Below are 20652 nucleotides of genomic sequence, written 5' to 3'. Positions count from 1 at the left end.
CTTCTTGGCCGGTCCGACGGCTGGCGACCGGTCTCGTCGCAGGGTGGCAGCCCATATGCGGCGAACTGGTGGTCAGCGTCGGCCGGCTTTTTGCGTGCTCGAATGAGCGGATGTGTGCTGGACTCTTCAGGCGGTTACGAGATCCTTCCGGCAAGCGGCCTCCCTGGGGTCAAGTTTCGTTTCCGGGACGGCGACGTTGCCGGCGAGGCGCCCCTGGTGCGGGCACGCGGTCATGGAGGGAAGGCCCGATGCGTACGGCCGTGTGGTCATGTCCGGCCTCCTCGTCTTTCGGGAATCCCTCCTGGTCCCGATCGTCCTCCGACGTCCGCGATGCTGCAATACTTTTCGCAAGGGAAGATTTAACTTTCTTCGCAGCTTGCTGGTGAGCTTGCCGTGCAACTTGCACGAGATGTGTCGAGGCGGTCGGAGCAGGAGAGCAGCGTGAGGAACCCGCCCGGACCTGGGCACGGTCGCGAATCCCGGCTTGCCCCTAGGCTCTCTCCGTGAAAGCCTTCCGGCAAGGCCATGTGGGACTACACATGCAACTTGCAGTGTAAGATTGACCGTTGGGCCAGGGAGCCTGACCTTCAACCCCCCTACCGGCTACACCTTCATTCCCGACAAGGAGAGTGGACGGTGCCATCGCAGCAGGGCAGTCCTACAGTACGCAGACTCCGGCTCGGCCAGGAGTTGCGCCTCCTCAGGGAGAGAAAGAAGCTCACGGGAGCCAAGGCGGCCGGAGAGCTCGGTTGGTCCGCGAGCAAGGTCAGCCGCATCGAGGCGGCCAAGACCATGCCCAGCGCCGACGACATCAAGGCCCTGGCGGAGCTCTACCGCGTGGACGCGGAAAAACTTGACGAGCTCTTCGGCCTGTTGCGGGATGCGGAACAGCGTGGGTGGTGGGAGGATTACGAAGACGCTCTACCCGGGGAATACACAAGATTTCTCGGGCTGGAGGCCGAGGCGACCTCTCAGCGATCCTGGGAACCCCAGATCGTGCCTGGTCTCCTGCAAACCGAGGACTATGCGCGGGAAGTCATCCTGGCCTCTCGCGGCATCGCGCGCATCACGCACAGCGGTGTCCGGAGCCGTGTCGAGGCCCGTCTCGACCGGCAGCGGCGAGTTTTACACCGATCAAATCCCTGCGCGCTCACGGTCGTGCTGGACGAGTCGGCGTTGACCCGCCGTTTCGGGGAACCCTCGGTGATGCGTGAGCAGATGGAGCATCTCCTGGAGATCTCGCTGCTCCCACACGTCAGTCTCCACGTCCTTACCCTGGACTCACTTCATCCGGTGAACACAAGTGCGTTCATCCACCTGAAGTTCAGGGACTTCGACGATGTGGTCTACCTCGAACAGTTGTACACTGCTAACTTCGTCGAGGATCTCGAACGAGTAGCGGGGTACGAAACCGCTTTCGGCCACATCAGGTCGGAGGCGCTGGATGAGGGCGAATCGCGCGTACTCATACAGCGCAAAGCTATGCTGTGGCGGCGTTAGGCCAATCAACCTCAACAAGGGGCAATGGTGCCCCTTTGTCTATTTGGGGAGAAAATGCACATCCACACGACGGCGGCTTGGCGGAAGAGCTCCTTCTGCAATGGCGCAGATGCCTGTGTCGAAATCACCAACATGGCCGATGGGAATGTCGCGGTGCGTGACGGCAAGCAGCAGGACGGCCCGGTGCTCGTCTTCACGTCATCGGAGTGGGAGGCTTTCACCGCGGGTGTCCGTGAAGGCGAATTCGATTTGGTGGCGCCGGCCGCGGGCGCGTAATTGATAACGGCCCTGGCAAGTTGCTGGCACAACCCGCAGGGCCGTTGGAGCCGGGGCATGGCACGGCCCTCATCCGGCTCATTGGCAAGCTCGGAAGATATGAACATCATGGCACAGGCACGCTCCGAGGTGATCAACCGCCCCGGTCATATTTCGTCGTTTCCACGGACCCTCGCGCCCCCGTCGCAGGGCTCCGTTCCGTGCCCGTCAGATTTCCGGGTCGCGGCCGCCGGCGACAGTAGATAACGAGTTCGACCGCCCGCTTCCGCGAAAAATATTTCTTCGGTGAACGACAAGGCCCGCGCCCCGCTGGACGCGGGCCTTGTCATGTCGTGTCATGGCCGGGAGTTTCCGGGCCCGTGCGACCCGGGGGTCGATGTCGCCCCCGCCGGACGCGCGATCAGCCCCGGGCCGGCACGCGGCGCCGTACGAGGAAGAGGGAGCTCAGCCCGGCCAGGACGGCCAGCGTCGCCATCGCGATGGCGGCCGCCAGGGAGGCGGACATCGAGGTGGGCGTACCCTGGCTGAGCGAGATGAACAGCGTGCCCACCGTGGCGACCCCGATGACCTGGCCGAGCTGCATCACCGTGAGCAGCGCGCCGCTGGCGTCCGCCGCGAAGGCGCCGTCCACCTGCTCGGTCGCCATGTTGGTGACCGCGACCTGCACGCCGAGCCCGGCACCGATGAGCGCGCCCATGATCGCGTACGGGACACCGCCGCCGGCGGCGAGCCCGAGCCCCAGGTAGGCGGGCGCGGCCACCACATAGCCGACGGGCACCAGCGGGCGCTGCAGCCCGATCGGCAGGCGCGGCCAGAGCAGCCCGACCAGGCCGAAGGCCAGCGCGCACGGCACCAGCATCAGGCCCGCGGCCAGCGGCGACATGCGCAGGTCGGTCTGCAGGTGCAGCGAGGAGGTGAACAGGAAGGAGCCCCAGGTCGCCGGGCCGAACAGCAGGATCGCCAGCCCTGGCCGCATGCCGGGCGCGCGCAGCACCCGCGCGTCCACCAGGGGACGCCCGCCGCGGGAGGTCACCCACCGCTCGATGCGGACGAACGCGGCGAACACCACCACGCTCAACGCCATCGAGATCCAGCCCCACACCGGCCACCCGAGGTCGCGGCCGAGGACCAGCGGGACCACGAACAGCAGCACGGCCGCCGACAGGCTGACCAGCCCCCACGGGTCGAGCCCGGTGGCGCCGCCGCCCCGGTCGGCGGGCAGCACCCGGAGCCCGGCCAGCAGCAGCAGCGCGCCGATCGGCACCAGCACCAGGAACACGAGGCGCCAGCCCGCGCCGAACCCCAGCAGGATCCCGCCGAGCGCCTGGCCGACCACGATGCCGCCACTGATCACCAGCGACCACAGGCCGATCGCCCGCCCCCGGGCCGCGCCCTGGTAGTTGCGCTGGATCAAGGTGAGCACCTGCGGCATCATCATCGCCGCCCCCGCGCCCTGGAGCAGGCGGAAGGCGACCAGCCAGCCCGTCGTGGGCGCGGTGCCCGCGCCGAGCGTGGTGAGGGTGAAGACCGCCAGGCCGCCCAGAAACGCCTTGCGATAGCCGAGCAGATCGCCGACCCTGGCTCCGGTGATCAACAGGACGGCATAGACAATGGTGTATCCGGCGACGATCATCTGCAGTCCGGCGCCCGAGGAGTGCAGGTCGGACTCGATGGTCGGGGTGGCCACGTTGACGATGTTGACGTTCAGGATGGCCAGGAACTGCCCCACGAGGATGATCGCCAGGAGTAGCCCGCTGGCCTTGGTCTCCTGCGGCTTCGTGCCCGCAGGAGGGATGAAGGCGGCAGTTTGCGTCATGTCGATCAGTCTGCCGGGGATCCAGTACCAGTAACGAGAGCTTATTTATACTGGTATTGACGCCACCTGGATAAGTGTCGGAGATGTCGCCATAGTAGGGGATGTGACAGTGACCGACGAGCGACGCTCCGACCTCGCGGCCTTCCTGCGCAGCCGCCGCGAACGGGTCACTCCCGAGATGGTGGACCTCGCGCCGGGGCCGCGCAGGCGCACGCCCGGCCTGCGCCGCGAGGAGGTGGCCCAGCTCGCCGGGGTCGGCGTCACCTGGTACACGTGGCTGGAGCAGGGCCGGCCGATCAACGCCAGCGCCCAGGTGCTCGACGCCGTGGCCCGCACCCTCCGCCTCGACAGCGCCGAGCGCCACCACCTCTACCGGCTGGCCGGGCACGCAGAGGTGCCGCCGAACGCGGACTCCAGCCAGGTGACGCCCGAGATGCGGCAGATACTCGACCGGCTCGGTGACATGCCCACGAGCCTGACCAACAGCCGCTACGACATCCTGGCCATGAACGCCGCCTACGCCGCGCTGTTCCCCGAGATCGCCGTCGCCCCCGAGGGCGAGCGGAACTCGCTGTGGCAGTCCTGCCTCAACCCCGAGACCAGCGCCGTGCTGCTCAACCGGGAGCAGGAGCTCGCCCGGGCCGTGGCCGTCTTCAGAGCCTCCTACGGCCGTCACGCGGACGACCCGTGCTGGCAGGACTTCGTACGCCGGCTCACCGCCGAGAGCGCCACATTCGCCCGCCTGTGGGCCAGGCAGGACGTGGCCGATCCCGGGCCCCGGGTCAAGGCGTACAAGCACGAGCGGCTGGGGGAGTTGCGCTTCAGCACCACCAGCCTCACGGCGGCTCCCGAGCTGCGGATGGTCGTCTACACGCCGCTGGACGACGAGACCCGGTCGGCTGTGTCTGTTTTGATGGGGAAAGGGGATATCGCCAGCTAATCTGCGGCCTCTAGAATGCTCGGTCCGTGATTGTCCCGGACTGAGCGGAAGAGCGGCAGATGAGAATCCCTCGAGCCTTCCCCATGCTGGTCCTCGTCGCCACGCTGACCTCCTGTTCGGCGACGCCGGAGCGGGAGCCCCAACGCAAGCAGGTCCGGCCGCAGGCGCTGTCCTCGCCGGAGTCGCAGCCGCCGGTGGTGACGCCGAGCGCCGAGCCGACCCCGGAGCGGCGGCCGTACACGATCTCGTTCGGGGGCGACGTGCACTTCGAGGGGGTGTTACGGGGGCGCCTGTCGGATCCGGACACGGCGCTGGGGCCGATCGCCGAGGTCCTGCGCGGGTCGGACCTGTCGATGGTCAATCTGGAGACGGCCATCACGACCGGGGGGACGCCGGCGCCGAAGAAGAAGTTCACCTTCCGGGCGCCGCCGAGCGCGCTCACCGCGCTGAAGCGGGCCGGGGTGGACGTCGCCTCCATGGCCAACAACCACGGCATGGACTACATGGAGAGCGGGCTGGCGGACTCGCTGGCGGCGATCAAGCGCAGCAAGTTCCCCGTGGTGGGCATCGGGAAGGACGCGGCGCAGGCGTACAAGCCGTTCCGCAAGACCGTGAACGGCAACCGGGTGGCGATCATCGGGGCCACGCAGGTGCTGGACGCGGAGTTCATCCAGGCCTGGACCGCCACCGCGGACCAGGGCGGGCTGGCCTCGGCGAAGGACGAGACCGCGCTGCTCAAGGCGGTACGGAAGGCGCGCAAGAGCTCCGACACCGTGATCGTGCACCTGCACTGGGGGACCGAGATGCAGAAGTGCCCGAACGAGGCGCAGCGCTCGCTCGCCCCCAAGCTGGTCAAGGCGGGGGCCGACGTGGTGGTCGGCGGGCACGCGCACATCCTGCTCGGGGCCGGCTACCTCGACGACGCCTACATCAGCTACGGGCTCGGGAACTTCGTCTTCTACAACTCCAGCCCCGGCACGACGGGCAGGACCGGGGTGCTGACGCTGACGATCAACGGGCGGAAGGTGCTGAAGGACCGCTGGACCCCGGCGACCATCGAGGGTGGCGTGCCGGTGGCGATGACGGGGACGGCCCGGACGGAGGCGATCGCGGACTGGAAGGAGTTGCGGGCCTGCACGGGACTGGCCGCGCGGCCGTGACCGATCGCGGCCGTTCCCACGTGGCCCCGGGTTCTGGCATCGGCGGGACACTGGGTTCGGCGGAGCCGTCGCGGGAGGGCCGGGCGAGCTCGTCACGTGCGTCGAAGGGGGACGCGGCGGGCCGGGAGGGGGTCAGGGTGTTCAAGGATCGGCTGGTGGTGGTCACGGGGGCGGGGTCCGGGATCGGGCTGGCGACGGCCCGGGCGTTCGCGGCGCACGGGGCCGAGGTGGTGTGCGCCGACATCGACGGCGGGGCCGCCGAGCGGGTGGCCGGCGCCATCTCCGCGGATCTCGGGGGCACGGCGCACGCCGCGCAGGTTGATGTCGCGAATATCGATCAAATGGAGGATTTCGCGCGAGATATCATCGTGCAATATGGGGTGCCACATATTGTGGTGAACAATGCGGGGATCGCGGTTGCCGGGTCGTTTTTCGATCATTCTATCGACGACTGGCGGCGGACCATCGATGTCAATCTTTGGGGCGTCATCCACGGGTGCCGTCTCTTCGGCGCCGCCATGGTGGAACGCGGCGAGGGCGGTCACATCGTCAACGTGGCCTCCCTGGCCGCGTTCGCGCCGTCGCGGCTGCTACCGGCGTATTCGACCTCGAAGGCGGCGGTGAAGATGCTCAGCGACTGCCTCGGGGCCGAGCTGGCCCGGCACGGGATCGGGGTCACCGCCGTCTGCCCGGGGTTCGTGTCCACGCCCATCGCGGGCAACGCCACGTACGTGGGGACCGACCTGCGGAAAGAGGCCGTACGCAGGCTGGCGCGGCGCGGATATCCGGCCGAGCGGGTGGCCGCCCATATCCTGCGGGCCATACATAGAAATCAAGCCGTGGTGCCGGTCAACGCGGAGGGCAAAATCGGTTATATCCTGTCCCGGATTTCTCCCGGGCTGATGCGGAGGCTGGCGCGGTGGGACGGGGCCATGAGAAATCCACAAATCTTCCGGTAACGATCGACCGTACGGGAGAAGATGAATCCGTGTCTTCGCCGCAAATGCAGGACGATTGCGTCCAGCCCAAAGCCCTCAGGCGGCAGCCAGCACAGCGCCGCAGCGCCCGTCGTGTCGAGCGTATGCTCGACGCGTGTGCCGAGCTGCTCGACGAGACCGGCTACGAGGCCCTGTCCACCACGCGCATCGCCGAACGGGCGGGCGTCGCCATCGGGTCGGTCTACCAGTTCTTCCCCGACAAGCGGGCCATCACCCAGGAGCTCACCAGGCGCAACGTCGAGGAGTTCGTCCGCCGGGTGGACCGCAGGTTCCTGACCGAGGAATACCGCGGGTGGTGGGAGGCGGTCGATGCGATCATCGACGAGTACGTCGACATGCACCGGACCGTCCCCGGCTTCAAGAGTCTCCACTTCGGCGACGCCGTGGACCTCAACCTGCTCGACTCCGACTCCGACAACAACGCGGTGATCGCCGGGCGGTTGCGCGGGCTGCTGCTCAAGGAGTTCGGGCTGGCCGACAGCCCGGAGCTGGACCTGGCCGTGCTGGTGGCGGTCGAGGCCGGCGACGCCGTGTTGAAGCTGGCCTTCCGCCGTGACCCCGACGGCTCCCCCGAGATCATCGGGGCGGCCCGGCACGTGGTCCGCGGCTTCCTGGCCCGCCAGCTCGAGTCCTGGTCCCCGTAGCGTCCCCGTAGCCCTCCCTACTGCCGTTCGAGCTCCTTCTGGAGCCCGCGCGGCCGGCGCTGCCGGTGCTCGCGGTCGCCCAGCGCGGTCGCGGGCACCTGCTGGAAGCGTGGCGACGGCGGCGTGCGCAGGCACGGCCCGGAGAACGCGACCGGGCGGGCCTCCCTCGCCTCCCGCAGCGCGAGCCGGGCCTCCAGCACGCGCAGGTTGCGCTCGGCGGATTCGAGGGACTCCATGCGGGCGGAGAGATAGCCCGCCACTCCCGGGATGAGGGCCGACAACACCACCGCACAGGCCAGCGCGAAGGTCGTCTGCTTGGACATGCTCGTCACACTCCCTTCGCCCGTGTGTCGCAAAGTGCCTCTTATATGCCCTCTGATCTGCGCATACACGCATTGTGTAACCGCAGTTTGGCGCTGCGTGGCCGAATATGTGAGTCGTCGGCGATGTGCATTGACCGGGCAAAGCACCGGACAGCTCGGTAGTCTCGCGGTGTGGCGCATGTGACCCGTGAGCACCTTGATCGTCTGCTTGAGCAGGCCCTGCTGGCCGACGACCACAGTTCCCTGGCCGGTCGGCTGTACGACGTCGCGCTCGACTATTCGACGGGCGACGTCTCCAGGGCATCCATCCTGGTCCTCGCCGCCGAGGAGTGGCGAGCGGCAGGCCAGCCCGCGCGCGCGATGGAGTGTTTCCAGCGCGCGGTCGAAGACGGTGGCGAGGCGGGTTTCGACCCGCGTGCCGGCATCGCCGACACGCTCTTCGAGCTCGACAGGCCCGATGAGGCTAGGGAGGTCATCGAGACGATACGCGCGGAGGGCGGCGTCTCCACGGCGACCGCTCATACGATCGCCGAGACGCTGGTCGCCTACGGGGACCTGCAAGGGGGGCTCGACTGGGCCACCCAGGCCGCCCTGAGGTGTGAGGAGAACGACCCGGAGCAGGTGGCGCTGCTGCGCACCCGCTACCGCATCAGGGTCGACCTCGGCCTGCCCGAGGACGAGCTGGACGCGCTCGTCTCCTGAGCCGCCCGGCGCGACCCGCGGCGAGCCTGTAGCCCGCCGCGGGCACTGTCATGTGCCCGCGAAAGGGCCGAAGGGGCCGCGCTGGCGTGGTCGCGGCCCCTTCGGGCATCGGAAGCCGGGCGCGGCAGGCACGGTCCGCGCCCGGACGGGATGGCTCATAGGCCGCGGGCTCAACGCAGCCCGAGGCCCTGGGGGAGTCCGAGGTTCTGGGTGAGGCCGGCGAAGCCGTCCATGGCGAGCTCGCCGCCGGGCGGCATCGAGGTGCCCGGCACGCTCTTCGCCGCCTTGGGCAGCAGGGTGCCGATGACCTCGGAGCCGACCTGGCGCACCGGGCGGACGGGGTCCAGGGAGGACTCGACGCCGGAGCCCGAGATCCGGGTGTGGTGGGGGCCGTGATCGAACGACATCTCGGCCGGCACGTTGGTCTTGGGCAGCTCGGGCAGGCTGGGCAGCGCCGGGATGTCGGCCATCGTCGACAGGTCCCGCATGCCGGTCGGCCCGGGCACGGCGGAGAACACCGCGGGCGAGGCCGCGCTCAGCGACGGCATGCCCCAGGTCGCCGCCGTCCCGCCGAGGTCGGCCGGGCCCAGCGCGGTCTTGCCGGCCGCCAGGCCGGTCAGTCCGAGCTGCCTGGCGAGCCGCCCGGCGGCCATGGCCATCTCGATGCTCTCGTTGGTGACCATCCGGCTGCTGCCCATGCCGCTCTCGTTCGGCCGCAGCTTGGCGTGCTCGTCGCAGGCGGAGGCGAGGGAGGCGGCCGACAGCAGCGAGGGCTCGGCCCGCGCGCAGGCGCGGGCCACCGCGGGGCCCGCCGACAGCCAGGAGACACCAGCGGCCAGAGCGGCCGCCGCCAAGACGCTGCGGACCTTCCGAGATGACACGTCACGTCCCCCTGATCGATTTCCGTGATCTGACAGAACGCTGAACGTAGTCACCCGGCTCGCCGCACGAGCGCGGCTTGCCCGAAGAGTGGGCCGAACCTTACCGAACGCGCGGAGTGATGACCGTGCCATGACGCGCCGGAGCCCGGAGATCCGACCGTCGGACCTCCGGGCTCCGGGGGAAAGGTCAGCCGCGCTGGATGGCGAGCTCGTCGTCGGTGAGCTCCACCAGGACCTTGTCGCCGTCCACGATCTCGCCGGACAACACCGACTTGGCCAGCTTGTCGCCGATGGCCGACTGGACGAGGCGGCGCAGCGGGCGGGCGCCGTACATCGGGTCGTAACCCGTCAGCGCCAGCCACTCCCGGGCCGCGGGCGTGACCTCCAGGGTCAGCCTGCGGTCGGCCAGGCGCCGCGACAGCCGCTCGACCTGCAGGTCGACGATGCGCGCCAGCTCCTCCGAGCCGAGCGCGTCGAAGACGATCACATCGTCGAGCCGGTTGAGGAACTCCGGCTTGAACGAGTTGCGCACCGCCCCCATCACGGCCGTCCGCTTGGCCCCGTTGTCCAGCTTGGGATCGACGAGGAACTGCGAGCCGATGTTGGAGGTGAGGATCAGGATCGTGTTGCGGAAGTCGACCGTACGCCCCTGGCCGTCGGTCAGCCGCCCGTCGTCGAGCACCTGCAGCAGGATGTCGAACACCTCGGGATGGGCCTTCTCGACCTCGTCGAGCAGCACCACGGTGTACGGGCGCCGCCGGACTGCCTCGGTGAGCTGGCCGCCCTCCTCGTAGCCGACATAGCCGGGAGGCGCGCCGACGAGCCTGGCCACGCTGTGCTTCTCGGAGTATTCGCTCATGTCGATGCGGGTCATCGCCCGCTCGTCGTCGAACAGGAACTCCGCCAGCGCCTTGGCCAGCTCCGTCTTGCCCACGCCCGTCGGGCCGAGGAAGAGGAACGAGCCCGTCGGCCGGTCGGGGTCGGCGATCCCGGCCCGGCTCCGCCGTACGGCGTCCGAAACGGCCTGGACGGCCTGCTGCTGCCCGATGAGCCGCCTGCCCAGCTCCTGCTCCATGCGCAGCAGCTTGGCCGTCTCCGCCTCCAGGAGCCGCCCGGCGGGGATGCCGGTCCACGACGAGATCACCTCGGCGATGTCATCGGCGCCGACCTCCTCCTTGACCATGGAGTTGTCCGGCTGCGCGACCTCGGAGGCGGCCTTCAGTGCCTGCTCCAGCCGGGGCACCTCGGCGTACATGAGCCGGGAGGCGGCCTCGAAGTCGCCGTCGCGCTGGGCCCGCTCGGCGGCGCCGCGCGCCTCGTCGAGCTGCTTCTTCAGCTCGCCGACCTTGTTGAGCCCGGCCTTCTCGTGCTCCCAGCGGCCGACGAGGGCGTTGAGCTCCTCCTGGCGGTCGGCCAGCTCCTGGCGGAGGCGGTCGAGCCGCTGGACGGAGGCCTCGTCGGTCTCCTTGGACAGAGCCAGCTCCTCCATCTTCATCCGGTCGACGTTGCGCTGGAGCTGGTCGATCTCCACCGGGCGGGAGTCGATCTCCATGCGCAGCCGTGAGGCGGCCTCGTCGACCAGGTCGATGGCCTTGTCGGGGAGGAAGCGGCTGGTGATGTAGCGGTCGGACAGCGCCGCGGCGGCCACGAGCGCGGCGTCGGCGATCTGCACCTGGTGGTGACCCTCGTAGCGGCCCTTCAGCCCGCGCAGGATCGCGATGGTGTCCTCGACCGTGGGCTCGCCCACGTAGACCTGCTGGAAACGCCGCTCCAGCGCCGGGTCCTTCTCGATGCGCTCGCGGTATTCGTCGAGCGTGGTCGCGCCGATCATGCGCAACTCGCCGCGGGCCAGCATCGGCTTGAGCATGTTGCCGGCGTCCATGGCGCCCTCGGCGGCTCCCGCGCCGACGACGGTGTGCAGCTCGTCGATGAACGTCACGATCTGCCCGTCGCTCTCCTTGATCTCGGAGAGCACGGCCTTGAGCCGCTCCTCGAACTCGCCGCGGTATTTCGCGCCGGCCACCATCGCGCCCAGGTCGAGCGAGATCAGCCGCTTGTTGCGCAGCGACTCGGGCACGTCGCCGGCCACGATGCGCTGGGCCAGGCCCTCCACGACGGCGGTCTTGCCGACGCCGGGCTCGCCGATCAGCACCGGGTTGTTCTTGGTGCGGCGGCTGAGGACCTGGATGACCCGGCGGATCTCGGTGTCGCGGCCGATGACCGGGTCGAGCTTGCCGCTGCGGGCCCGCTCGGTCAGGTCGACGCCGTATTTCTGCAGCGCCTGGTAGGTGTCCTCGGGGGTCTCGCTGGTGACGCGGGCGTGGCCGCGTACTTTCTCGAACGCGTCGAGCAGCGCCTGCGGCGTGGCGCCCTGGGACCTGAGCAGCTCGGCCACCTGGCCGCCGTCGGCCGCCAGGCCGACGAGCAGGTGCTCGGTGGAGACGTAGAGGTCTTCGAGGCGGTTGGCGTGCTGGGCGGCGGTGTTCATCACGGTGAGGAGCTGGCGGGAGCTCGACGGCGCCCCCACCGTCGCGCCCTGCGCCTTGGGCAGCGCCGCGAGCTGCTCCTCCGCGCGGGCGCGCAGCGTGCGCCAGTCGGCGCCGACGGCCTCCAGCAGCGGCACGGCGGTGCCGCCGGCCTGGGAGAGCAGCGTGGTCAGCAGGTGGGCCGGGGCGATCTCGGGGTTGCCCTCCGCGGCGGCACGCCGCATGGCCCCCGAAAGCGCCTCCTGGCTCTTCTGGGTGAGCTTGTAGTCCATCTTGTTCTAGGCCCCCGGTGGCAGCTCGTAGCGGATCAGCGCTCTGACCATGCGCATCTCGGCGCGCAGTCGGTGAACCTCCTCACGCAGCCGCAGAGCTTCGTTCTCGAGCTCGAGGATCCGCTTGATGCCCGCGAGGTTGATGCCCTCCTCCTGGGAGAGCCGCTGCACCTCGCGGAGCTGGATGATGTCGCGTGTCGAGTAGAGGCGGCCACGCCCGGCCGTGCGCCCGGGGCTGACCAGGCCGAGCCGGTCGTACTGGCGCAGGGTCTGCGGGTGCAGACCGGAGAGCTGCGCCGCCACCGAGATCACATAGACGGGCGTGTCGTCTGACAGGTCGAAATAGTTGGCGTCCATCGGCTACTCGCTTCTGGCTCGCTGAATGAGCTCCGCGCGTGGGTCGTCGCCCGCGGTCGCGGTGTTGAACTCCGTGAGGAGCTCCCGTGACTTGTCGTCGAGCGTCTTCGGTACGAGCACCTCGACAGTGGCGAGCAGGTCACCCTTGGTGCCGTCCTTGCGGGTGACGCCCCGGCCACGCACGCGGAACGTGCGCCCGTTGGGCGTGCCCGTGGGAATGCGCAGCGTGACCGGCAGCCCCTTGAGGATCGGCACCTTGATCTCGGCGCCCAGCGCGGCCTCCGTGAACGTCACCGGAACGGTGACCGTCAGGTTGTCACCCGACCTGCCGAACACGGCGTGCGGCTTGACGTGCGTCTGGATGTAGAGGTCGCCCGCGGGCCCGCCGTTCTCGCCCGGCGCGCCCTTGCCCTTGAGCTTGACCCGCTGGCCGTCGGCCACGCCGGCGGGGATGCGGGCCTGGATGTTGCGGGTGCTCTTGGCGCGGCCGCTGCCCTCGCACACGGGGCAGGGGTCGTCCACGAGCAGCCCGCGGCCCTTGCAGTCGCGGCAGGGCTCGGAGAAGGCGAAATTGCCCAGGTTGCGACTGGCCGCGCCGGTGCCCTCGCAGGTCGGGCAGACCCTCGGGGTCGTGCCCGCCTTGGCGCCGGTGCCGCTGCACGAGGTGCACGCGGCGGAGCTGGTCAGCCTGAGCGACACGGTGGTGCCCTCGACTGCCTCGGTGAACGTCAGCGTGACCTCGGACTCGATGTCCTGGCCGCGACGCGGCCTGGTGGTCGTGGTCGTCCGGGTGGTGCCCCGGTTGAACAGCCCGCCGAAGAGGTCGCCGAGCCCTCCACTCGCACCTCCGCCGGAGCCCTGGGCGGTCCCGCCGAACAGGTCGCCGAAGTCGAACGGGAAACCGCCACCGCCGGGCCGCTGGCCGCCCACCCCGGACCCGAACAGCGTGCGCGCCTCGTCATATTCCTTGCGGCGCTTGGTGTCGGACAGGACGTCATAAGCCTCGGAGACCTCCTTGAACTTGGTCTCCTTGGTCGCGTCGCCCTGGTTGGTGTCGGGGTGGTATTGCCTGGCCAGCTTCCGGTAGGCCTTCTTGATCTCGTCGGCGGTGGCGGTCTTGGGCACACCAAGGACGGCGTAGTAATCCTTCTCCAGGTAGTCCTTGGTGCTCATTTACAGCCCTTCGTGTTAGTTGTCGTCGTCATCAGACGCAGGAGGGGCGTCTTCCCCGGGCTCGGCGACGGCCACCCGCGCCGGGCGCAGCACCCTGTCCCCCATGCGGTATCCAGGCTGCAGGACCTCGACCGCGGTCGGCTCGGTCACCTCGGGCGAGTAGCTGTGCATCAGCGCCTCGTGGACCATCGGGTCGAACAGGTCGCCCTTCTGGCCGAAGGGGCTGAGACCCAGCTTGGTGACCGCCGCCTCCAACGACTCCGCCACCTTCGCGAACCCGCCGGTCAGCTCGCCGTGGTCGCGGGCCCGGCCGATGTCGTCGAGCACGGGCAGCAGCTCCGTCAGCGCCCCGGCGACGGCCTGCTCGCGAACCGCGACCCGGTCGCGCTCGACCCGCCGGCGGTAGTTGGTGTATTCCGCCTGGAGGCGCTGCAGGTCGGAGGTGCGCTCGGCGAGCTGGGCCGCCAGCTCGCCGTCCTGCGCCTCCACCGCCTCCGAGTGCGGCGCCTCCTGCGTGGCCGTGGTGTCGCGCACCTGCCCCGTCTCGGGATCGATCTTGCGGTTGTCGCGGATCACCGGCTCGTCGTGCCCGTTTTCACGCGGCGGCATCACTGGTCCTTCTTCGGCTGGTCGTCGTCGACGATCTCGGCCTCGACCACGTCGTCATCGGCCTTCTGCTGCTGGCCCTGGCCGGCGGCGGCGTCCTGCGGGGCGCCCTCGCCGCCCTGCTGGGCCTGACTCTGAGCGTAGATCGCCGAGCCCATCTTCTGGCTGACGGTGGCGAGCTTCTCCGCGGAGGTGCGGATGACGTCGGTGTCGGTGCCCTCCAGAGCCTTCTTCAGCTCGGCCAGGGCGTCGTTGACCTCGGTCTTGATCTCGCCGGGGACCTTGTCGTCGTTTTCCCGGAGGAACTTCTCCGTCTGGTAGGCCAGCCCGTCCGCGTTGTTGCGGACCTCGGCCTCCTCGCGGCGCTTCTTGTCCTCCTCGGCGTACGACTCGGCCTCGCGCATCATCCGCTCGATGTCGTCCTTCGGCAGCGCCGAGCCGCCGGTGATCGTCATCGTCTGCTCCTTGCCCGTGCCCAGGTCCTTGGCGGAGACGTTGACGATGCCGTTGGCGTCGATGTCGAAGGTGACCTCGATCTGCGGGATGCCGCGCGGCGCCGGCGCGATGCCGGTCAGCTCGAACGTGGCCAGCTTCTTGTTGTACGAGGCGATCTCGCGCTCGCCCTGGTAGACCTGGATCTGCACCGACGGCTGGTTGTCCTCGGCCGTGGTGAAGACCTCGGAGCGCTTGGTCGGGATCGTCGTGTTGCGCTCGATGATCTTGGTGAAGATGCCGCCCTTGGTCTCGATGCCCAGCGACAGCGGGGTCACGTCGAGCAGCAGGACGTCCTTGACCTCGCCCTTGAGCACGCCGGCCTGGAGCGCGGCGCCGATGGCCACGACCTCGTCGGGGTTGACGCCCTTGTTGGGCTCCTTGCCGCCGGTCAGCTCCTTGACCAGCTCGGAGACGGCGGGCATGCGGGTCGAGCCGCCGACCAGCACCACGTGCGCGATGTCCGCGACCTTGATGCCGGCGTCCTTGATGACCTGGTGGAACGGGCCCTTGGTCCGCTCGAGCAGGTCGGCCGTCATGCGCTGGAACTCACTGCGGGTGAGCTTCTCGTCCAGGTGCAGGGGGCCCTCGGACGACGCCGTGATGTAGGGCAGGTTGATGTTGGTCTCGGACTGGCTGGACAGCTCGATCTTGGCCTTCTCGGCCGCCTCGCGCAGGCGCTGGAGCGCCATCTTGTCCTTGGCCAGGTCGACACCGTGCGCGTTCTGGAAGCGCTTGACCAGCTCGTCCACGACGCGCTGGTCCCAGTCGTCACCACCCAGGTGGTTGTCACCGGAGGTGGCCTTGACCTCGACGAAGCCGTGGCCGTCCTCCTGGCCGACGTCGAGCAGGGACACGTCGAAGGTGCCGCCGCCGAGGTCGAAGACCAGGATGGTCTGGTCCTGCTCCTTGTCGAGCCCGTAGGCGAGGGCCGCCGCGGTGGGCTCGTTGATGATGCGGAGCACGTTGAGGCCCGCCACCGTGCCGGCCTCCTTGGTGGCCTGGCGCTGGGCGTCGTTGAAGTAGGCCGGGACGGTGACGACCGCGTCGGTGATCTTCTCACCGAGGTAGGCCTCCGCGTCCTGCTTCAGCTTCTGCAGCACGAAGGCGCTGATCTGCTGCGGGGAGAACTTCTTGCCGTCGATCTCCTGGGACCAGTTGGTGCCCATCTCCCGCTTGACCGAGCGGATCGTCCGGTCCACATTGGTGACGGCCTGCCGCTTGGCGACCTCGCCGACCAGGACCTCGCCGTTCTTCGCGAAGGCGACCACGGACGGCGTGGTCCGCGAGCCCTGCGCGTTGGCGATGACGGTGGGCTCACCGCCCTCGAGGATCGAGACGACGGAGTTGGTCGTCCCAAGGTCGATACCTACCGCACGTGCCATGAGTACGTCCTTGTAGTCAAAGTTGAGTCTGTTGGACTCAAGCTAGTGATGGTGGTCGTTCTTGTCAAACGACTTGAGCCTACTCGACTCAACCCTCATGAGCGGGGACGCATTCCCAAGAAAAGGTACACATCGGGCTAACGGCGGCATGCCGGGTGGTGGTTCCGCAGGGGCAGACCCCCGGTGCGGTGGGTGCGCGCCGAGGGTCTGCGAGGGGGTGGCTCAGTTGACCGGGGTGTTCATGTCGGTCTGGATCTCGGCGGGGGTCAAGGCGCGGTTGTAGACGCGGACTTCGTCGATGAGGCCGTTGAAGTGCTCGCCCCAGGTGCTGTTGCCGCCGATGCGGAGGGGGGCGGTGTCGGTGCGGATGTTGCCGGCCTTGGCGGTCTGGGCCACCTGGGCGCCGTTGACATAGAGGCGCAGGGTGGTGCCGTCGTAGGTGGCGGCCAGATGGCTCCAGGTGTTGAGGGGGAGCCGGACGGGCGCGCCGAGGTCGCCCTCGCTGGTGGTGTGAATGGTGATCCGGGGACGGTCGTCGTCACTGCTGGCCGCCAGGACGTACGCGAGGCCGCCGGCGTGCTGCTTCATGATGACGGTGCGCCAGCTCGTGAGGGTGGTGGGGCGGACCCAGGCTTGCAGGGTCATGCCGTTGGTGAGGCCCAGGCTCGGATTGCCGGGGACGGTGACCCAACTGGAGCTGCCGTTGAAGGACAGGGCGCCGCCGTGGCGACCGGCGGAGGTCCAGGTGGTGGAGGTGACCGTGCCCGTGTTGCCCAGGCCGGACGCGTCGCCGACCGTGGTGCCCGATCCCTCGTTCATGGGATAGGCGGCGACCAGGCCGGGCGCGGCTGGTGCCGGGGCGTAGACGGCGGTGTACGTCGTCGCGGTGGCGGGCGCCACGATCTGGTGGATGGCGGCACCGCCGTCCGACCAGGACGCGAAGGACTGGCTCTCCCCGCCCGCCGACTGCGGCGAGGGCGCCGACACGGAGTTGCCCGAGCCCACGATCACCGTACGCGTGAACGGCGTGGTCGCCTGCTCGCCGTTGAAGCCGAGTCGCAGGCCCGGAGGCGTTGACTGGAAGGTCAGGTTCACCGTGCGCGGCTGCAGCAGCACGCTCCTGGTGTCCGTCAGGCCGTGGGCGTCCGTCGCCGTCAGGCGCAGCTCCAGGTGCGAGGGGTAGTCGTGGTCGGGGGTCTGGAAGGAGCCGCCCGCGCCGGCGAACGTGGTGATCTCGTGCTCGTGGCAGGTGCCCGGGCAGTGGTGCAGGATGAGCGTCCAGCTCATCCGCGAGCCGGGGATCGTGCCGTCCTGGGCATCGGTGCCCGTGCCCGAGAAGGCGATCGTCTGGCCGACCGCCCACGTCGTCGCGGCGGTGGGCGAGGTGATCGCGGCCGTGGGCGGGGTGTTGTCCACGTTCACCGTGACCGTGGCGTCGCCCTGGCCGCCCCGGCCGTCGCCGACGCGCAGCCGGACCACGTACGAGCCGGGCTGGGTGTAGGTGAACGACGGGGTGGCCGAGGTGGAGTCGTCCAGCTCACCGTCACCGTCGAGGTCCCACGCGTACGTGAGGGGGTCGCCGTCGCCGTCCGTCGAGCCCGTGCCGGAGAAGCTCACCGCCAGCGGGGCGACGCCCGACGTCGCGCTCGCGTTGATCACCGCCGTGGGCGGGTCGTTGTCGTAGACGTAGCGGACGATCGTGCCGTGGTCGTAGTCCACGGAGAACAGGTCGCCGCCGGGGCCGATCTCCAGCTCGACCGTGGGCGTGCCGGAGTCGAAGTTCGCGATGGTCGCCGGGTCGGGCAGGCCGTTCGCTCCCCTGGTCATCACCCACACGCACTGGCGGCTGTAGTCGGCCAGGAACAGCGCGCCGTCGTACGCGTCCGGATACCGGCCGCCCTCGTAGAAGGCCACGCCGCCGGCCGAGGAGCCGCCCGACGGGCAGGGGTCGTTCGGGGCCGGGCGGGCGTTGTGGTTCCAGGCGAAGTACGGCTGGGCGTGAGCCGCCGCCCCCGCCGCGTAGAGGTTCTCGCACAGGGTCAGGTTGAGGTTGTCGTAGCCGCCCTGCCGGCCGGCGCCCTCGTAGCAGGGCCAGCCGAAGTTCGGGACGCCGGCGGTGGGGTCGGCGACCCGGTTGATCTCCTCGAACGTGTTCCAGCCGACCTCGCCCAGCCACATCTCGGACGTGCCCGGCCGGTTCGTGAGACGGAACGGGTTGCGCAGGCCGTGGGCGACGATCCTGGCGAGGTTGGGGTCGGGGCTGCCGGCGTTCGGGTTGCCCGCGGCGGCCGCCCCCGTGTTCGGATTGATCCGGATCACGGTGCCGTCGAGGCCGGCCGGGTCGCCGCCGGTGCGCACGTCCTGCGAGCGGAGCGCGCCGCCCTGCGCGCCGGGCGGCGCGAGCGCGGTGCCGACCGGCGAGGGCGGGTCGCCGCACGGGTTGTCCGGGGTGACGTCCGAGCCGGGCAGGTTGTCCTGGCCGTAGTCGGCGAAGTTGAAGCTGGCGCCGTCGCCGGCGGTGGCGTACAGCATCCCGTCCGGGCGAACTCCAGGTCGCCGGTGGAGTGGCTGGGGTGCTGCTGGCACCAGTCGGTGATCAGCGGGGTCTCGGCCCCGGACGGGGAGATGACGGACAGGCGCCCCGTGACGAGGCAGCCGTCGCCGGTCGCGCCCGGCGGGGTGGGGCAGGGATCGTCGGTGCCGCCCGGCGTGCCCCAGCGCGGGGCCGTGCCGCCGGGCAGGGCGTCGTACGCGTACATCACGTAGAGGCGCGGGTCGGCGGGGAAGTCCGGATGCAGGGCCAGGCCGAGCAGGCCGCGGTCCCAGAAGTTGTGCACCTGCGTGCGCAGGTCCGCGTACGTCGCCGGCGTCGTGTCGGTGAGCGAGTCGAAGACCTTGATCAGGCCGTTCTTCTCCGCCACGAACACGCGCCCGTCAGGGGAGAACTCGATGTTCGACGGGTGGTTCAGCCCGCTGAACACGGTCTGCTTCTGGAACGAGGCCGGCAGCGCCCGGGCCGGCGGGCTCGCCAGCGCGACCAGGCCCACGGATAACAGCAGGAACGAGGACAGGGCGTGACAGAGACGTCTCACGGGACCCCCCAGTGATGCGCGGCATCACCCTCGACGCCCCCACGCCTCCGGTGCCTGATCGATGTATCGCAACAAATCGATCCGTTGTCACCAGGGATGTCCGATGTTGGACAGGTCTGGTTATTTGGCGCCGTCGACCAGTTTGCGCTTGCCCAGGGCCTTCTTGAGCTTGACCGTCGTGGTCTTCTCGACCGCGATCATGATGCAGGAGACGTTCTTGGCCTTGGGGGAGGTGCCCTCGTACAGGGTGATCGTGACCCTCTTGGCGGTCTCCTTCACCTTGACCTCGTCCAGGACCGTGCACGGGGCCACGCCCGACCACCAGGTGAGCTTGACCTGCCTGCCCTTGGCGACCGGCGTGGCCTTGGTCCAGCGCGTCTTGTGGACGTTGATCGCGTTGCCCGTGGGCTTGACCGGCTCTGGGCCCTTCGTGGGCGTGGTGGTGACGGGGTCCGCCACGACCGGGGGCTTGCTCGCCGTGGTCGCGGGAGCGGCCCGCTCGGCGGGCGGGGCGGTGCCGCAACCCGTCGCGAGCACCAGGCTTACTGCCAGCATTGTCCCGGCGACAGGAGTCGCTGTCATTGTCCGCATACCCCTTAGGACGAATCACGTGGGGCCCCGGTTCAGCCAGGCCCGGGGTTAGTGTGGTTCCCGTGCTCCGTCAGGCCATGCTCGCCGTCTCCAAGAGTCGACGCGCAGAGCGCGTCATCACTTCCTCGCCCGTGACCAAGGACGTGGTCGCGCGCTACGTCGCCGACGACATCGGCGCGACGGTTCGCGAGCTGACCAGCCGCGGGCTGCTCGTCACCGTCGACCACCTCGGCGAGGAGGTGACCGAGCGGGCACAGGCCGAGCGCGCCGTGTCCGCCTACCTGTCGCTGCTCGACCTGCTGCCCGCGGGCGCCGACGTGTCGGTCAAGCTGACCGCGCTCGGGCTGCGGCTGTCGGAGCGGCTCGCGTTCGACCACGCCGCCGCCATCTGCCGGGCCGCCGCCTCCAGAAAGCTCACGGTGACGCTCGACGCCGAGGAGCACGACACCATCGCCGGGCTGCACGCCGTGCACGCCGCCCTGCGCAGGGACCATCCCGACGTGGGCGTGGTGGTGCAGGCCTACCTGCCGGACTCGCTGGATCGCTGCGAGAAGCTGGGCGGGGCCCGCGTGCGCCTGTGCAAGGGGGCCTACACCGCGCCCGGCGCCTACGCCTCGGCCGCCGACATCGACCGCTCGTTCGTACGGTGCCTCAAGGTCCTCATGGCGGGCACCGGCTACCCCATGGTCGCCACCCACGACCCGCGGCTGGTGCGGATCGCCTCCACGCTGGCCGTGCTCGACGGCCGCGACCCGACCGGCTTCGAATACCAGATGCTCTACGGCGTGCGCCCCTCCGAGCAGGCCCGCCTGGCAGGGCTGGGCGCCAGGATGCGGGTCTACGTCCCCTACGGCGCCGACTGGTACGCCTACCTCATGCGCCGCCTGGCCGAGCGTCCCCGCAACCTGGCCTTCTTCCTCCGGTCCCTGATGTCCCGCGGCTAGCCGGATAGGCTGCC

At 69.5% G+C, this 20652-nt stretch carries 18 protein-coding genes and 1 pseudogene; 8 read left to right on the top strand and 11 right to left on the bottom strand.

Annotated elements, in window-relative coordinates; translation table 11 throughout:
* Positions 1-636: 636 nt before the first annotated feature.
* Both ABGB18_RS12840 and ABGB18_RS12835 read left to right on the top strand, forming a co-directional pair.
* Positions 637-1500, top strand: a complete 864-nt coding sequence (locus tag ABGB18_RS12840) for a helix-turn-helix transcriptional regulator (protein WP_347695672.1) — start codon at positions 637-639, stop codon at positions 1498-1500.
* Positions 1501-1554: 54 nt separating this feature from the next.
* Positions 1555-1776: a DUF397 domain-containing protein gene (locus ABGB18_RS12835; protein ID WP_347695671.1), complete on the top strand. Its 222-nt coding sequence runs from the start codon at positions 1555-1557 to the stop codon at positions 1774-1776.
* 400 nt (positions 1777-2176) lie between these two features.
* On the opposite strand, the gene ABGB18_RS12830 is transcribed toward ABGB18_RS12835, so the two are convergent.
* On the bottom strand, positions 2177-3592 hold the full coding sequence (locus ABGB18_RS12830; RefSeq protein WP_347695670.1) for an MFS transporter: 1416 nt from the start codon (positions 3590-3592) through the stop codon (positions 2177-2179).
* Between the two features lie 103 nt (positions 3593-3695).
* Between ABGB18_RS12830 and ABGB18_RS12825 the strand changes: the two genes are divergently transcribed.
* The 4 genes from ABGB18_RS12825 to ABGB18_RS12810 all read left to right on the top strand — a co-directional run bounded on the left by ABGB18_RS12825 (position 3696) and on the right by ABGB18_RS12810 (position 7334).
* A complete protein-coding gene (locus tag ABGB18_RS12825) occupies positions 3696-4532 on the top strand; it encodes a helix-turn-helix transcriptional regulator (protein ID WP_347695669.1) in 837 nt (278 codons plus the stop codon).
* 59 nt (positions 4533-4591) lie between these two features.
* On the top strand, positions 4592-5692 hold the full coding sequence (locus tag ABGB18_RS12820) for a CapA family protein (protein WP_347695668.1): 1101 nt from the start codon (positions 4592-4594) through the stop codon (positions 5690-5692).
* 155 nt (positions 5693-5847) lie between these two features.
* A complete protein-coding gene (locus tag ABGB18_RS12815) occupies positions 5848-6651 on the top strand; it encodes an SDR family NAD(P)-dependent oxidoreductase (protein WP_347695667.1) in 804 nt (267 codons plus the stop codon).
* A 122-nt stretch (positions 6652-6773) separates the two neighbouring features.
* Entirely contained in the window at positions 6774-7334 is a 561-nt protein-coding gene (locus ABGB18_RS12810; protein ID WP_347695666.1) for a TetR/AcrR family transcriptional regulator, read from the top strand.
* 17 nt (positions 7335-7351) lie between these two features.
* On the opposite strand, the gene ABGB18_RS12805 is transcribed toward ABGB18_RS12810, so the two are convergent.
* Positions 7352-7657 carry a hypothetical protein gene (locus ABGB18_RS12805; protein ID WP_347695665.1) on the bottom strand — a complete coding sequence of 102 codons (306 nt, stop codon included), beginning with the start codon at positions 7655-7657 and terminating at the stop codon, positions 7352-7354.
* Between the two features lie 171 nt (positions 7658-7828).
* Between ABGB18_RS12805 and ABGB18_RS12800 the strand changes: the two genes are divergently transcribed.
* Positions 7829-8359 (top strand): tetratricopeptide repeat protein, encoded by a 531-nt coding sequence (locus ABGB18_RS12800; protein ID WP_347695664.1) that lies wholly within the window; start codon positions 7829-7831, stop codon positions 8357-8359.
* Between the two features lie 170 nt (positions 8360-8529).
* On the opposite strand, the gene ABGB18_RS12795 is transcribed toward ABGB18_RS12800, so the two are convergent.
* The 9 genes and pseudogenes from ABGB18_RS12795 to ABGB18_RS12755 all read right to left on the bottom strand — a co-directional run bounded on the left by ABGB18_RS12795 (position 8530) and on the right by ABGB18_RS12755 (position 19685).
* Positions 8530-9240: a hypothetical protein gene (locus ABGB18_RS12795; RefSeq protein WP_347695663.1), complete on the bottom strand. Its 711-nt coding sequence runs from the start codon at positions 9238-9240 to the stop codon at positions 8530-8532.
* Between the two features lie 187 nt (positions 9241-9427).
* Positions 9428-11998 (bottom strand): ATP-dependent chaperone ClpB, encoded by a 2571-nt coding sequence (gene clpB / locus ABGB18_RS12790; RefSeq protein WP_347695662.1) that lies wholly within the window; start codon positions 11996-11998, stop codon positions 9428-9430.
* Between the two features lie 75 nt (positions 11999-12073).
* Positions 12074-12355 (bottom strand): annotated as a pseudogene (locus ABGB18_RS12785) (helix-turn-helix transcriptional regulator); the annotation flags it as partial.
* A 3-nt stretch (positions 12356-12358) separates the two neighbouring features.
* Positions 12359-13528: a molecular chaperone DnaJ gene (gene dnaJ / locus ABGB18_RS12780; protein ID WP_347695661.1), complete on the bottom strand. Its 1170-nt coding sequence runs from the start codon at positions 13526-13528 to the stop codon at positions 12359-12361.
* A gap of 15 nt (positions 13529-13543) precedes the next feature.
* Positions 13544-14137: a nucleotide exchange factor GrpE gene (gene grpE, locus ABGB18_RS12775; RefSeq protein ID WP_347695660.1), complete on the bottom strand. Its 594-nt coding sequence runs from the start codon at positions 14135-14137 to the stop codon at positions 13544-13546.
* Complete coding sequence (gene dnaK, locus ABGB18_RS12770; protein ID WP_347695659.1) at positions 14137-16011, bottom strand: molecular chaperone DnaK; 1875 nt, start codon at positions 16009-16011, stop codon at positions 14137-14139. Before dnaK ends, grpE begins: the two co-directional genes overlap by 1 nt.
* Positions 16012-16233: 222 nt before the next feature.
* Positions 16234-18330, bottom strand: a complete 2097-nt coding sequence (locus ABGB18_RS12765) for a LamG-like jellyroll fold domain-containing protein (protein ID WP_347695837.1) — start codon at positions 18328-18330, stop codon at positions 16234-16236.
* On the bottom strand, positions 18327-19103 hold the full coding sequence (locus ABGB18_RS12760; RefSeq protein ID WP_347695658.1) for a PQQ-dependent sugar dehydrogenase: 777 nt from the start codon (positions 19101-19103) through the stop codon (positions 18327-18329). Before ABGB18_RS12760 ends, ABGB18_RS12765 begins: the two co-directional genes overlap by 4 nt.
* A 120-nt stretch (positions 19104-19223) precedes the next feature.
* Complete coding sequence (locus ABGB18_RS12755; protein WP_347695657.1) at positions 19224-19685, bottom strand: hypothetical protein; 462 nt, start codon at positions 19683-19685, stop codon at positions 19224-19226.
* Between the two features lie 71 nt (positions 19686-19756).
* Between ABGB18_RS12755 and ABGB18_RS12750 the strand changes: the two genes are divergently transcribed.
* Positions 19757-20638 (top strand): proline dehydrogenase family protein, encoded by an 882-nt coding sequence (locus ABGB18_RS12750; protein WP_347695656.1) that lies wholly within the window; start codon positions 19757-19759, stop codon positions 20636-20638.
* Positions 20639-20652 lie beyond the last annotated feature (14 nt).

It is taken from the genome of Nonomuraea sp. B12E4 (genome assembly GCF_039871825.1).
Lineage (GTDB): Bacteria > Actinomycetota > Actinomycetes > Streptosporangiales > Streptosporangiaceae > Nonomuraea.
Note: the sequence above shows the minus strand (reverse complement) of the source record. Positions and strands in the feature narration are given on the sequence as shown.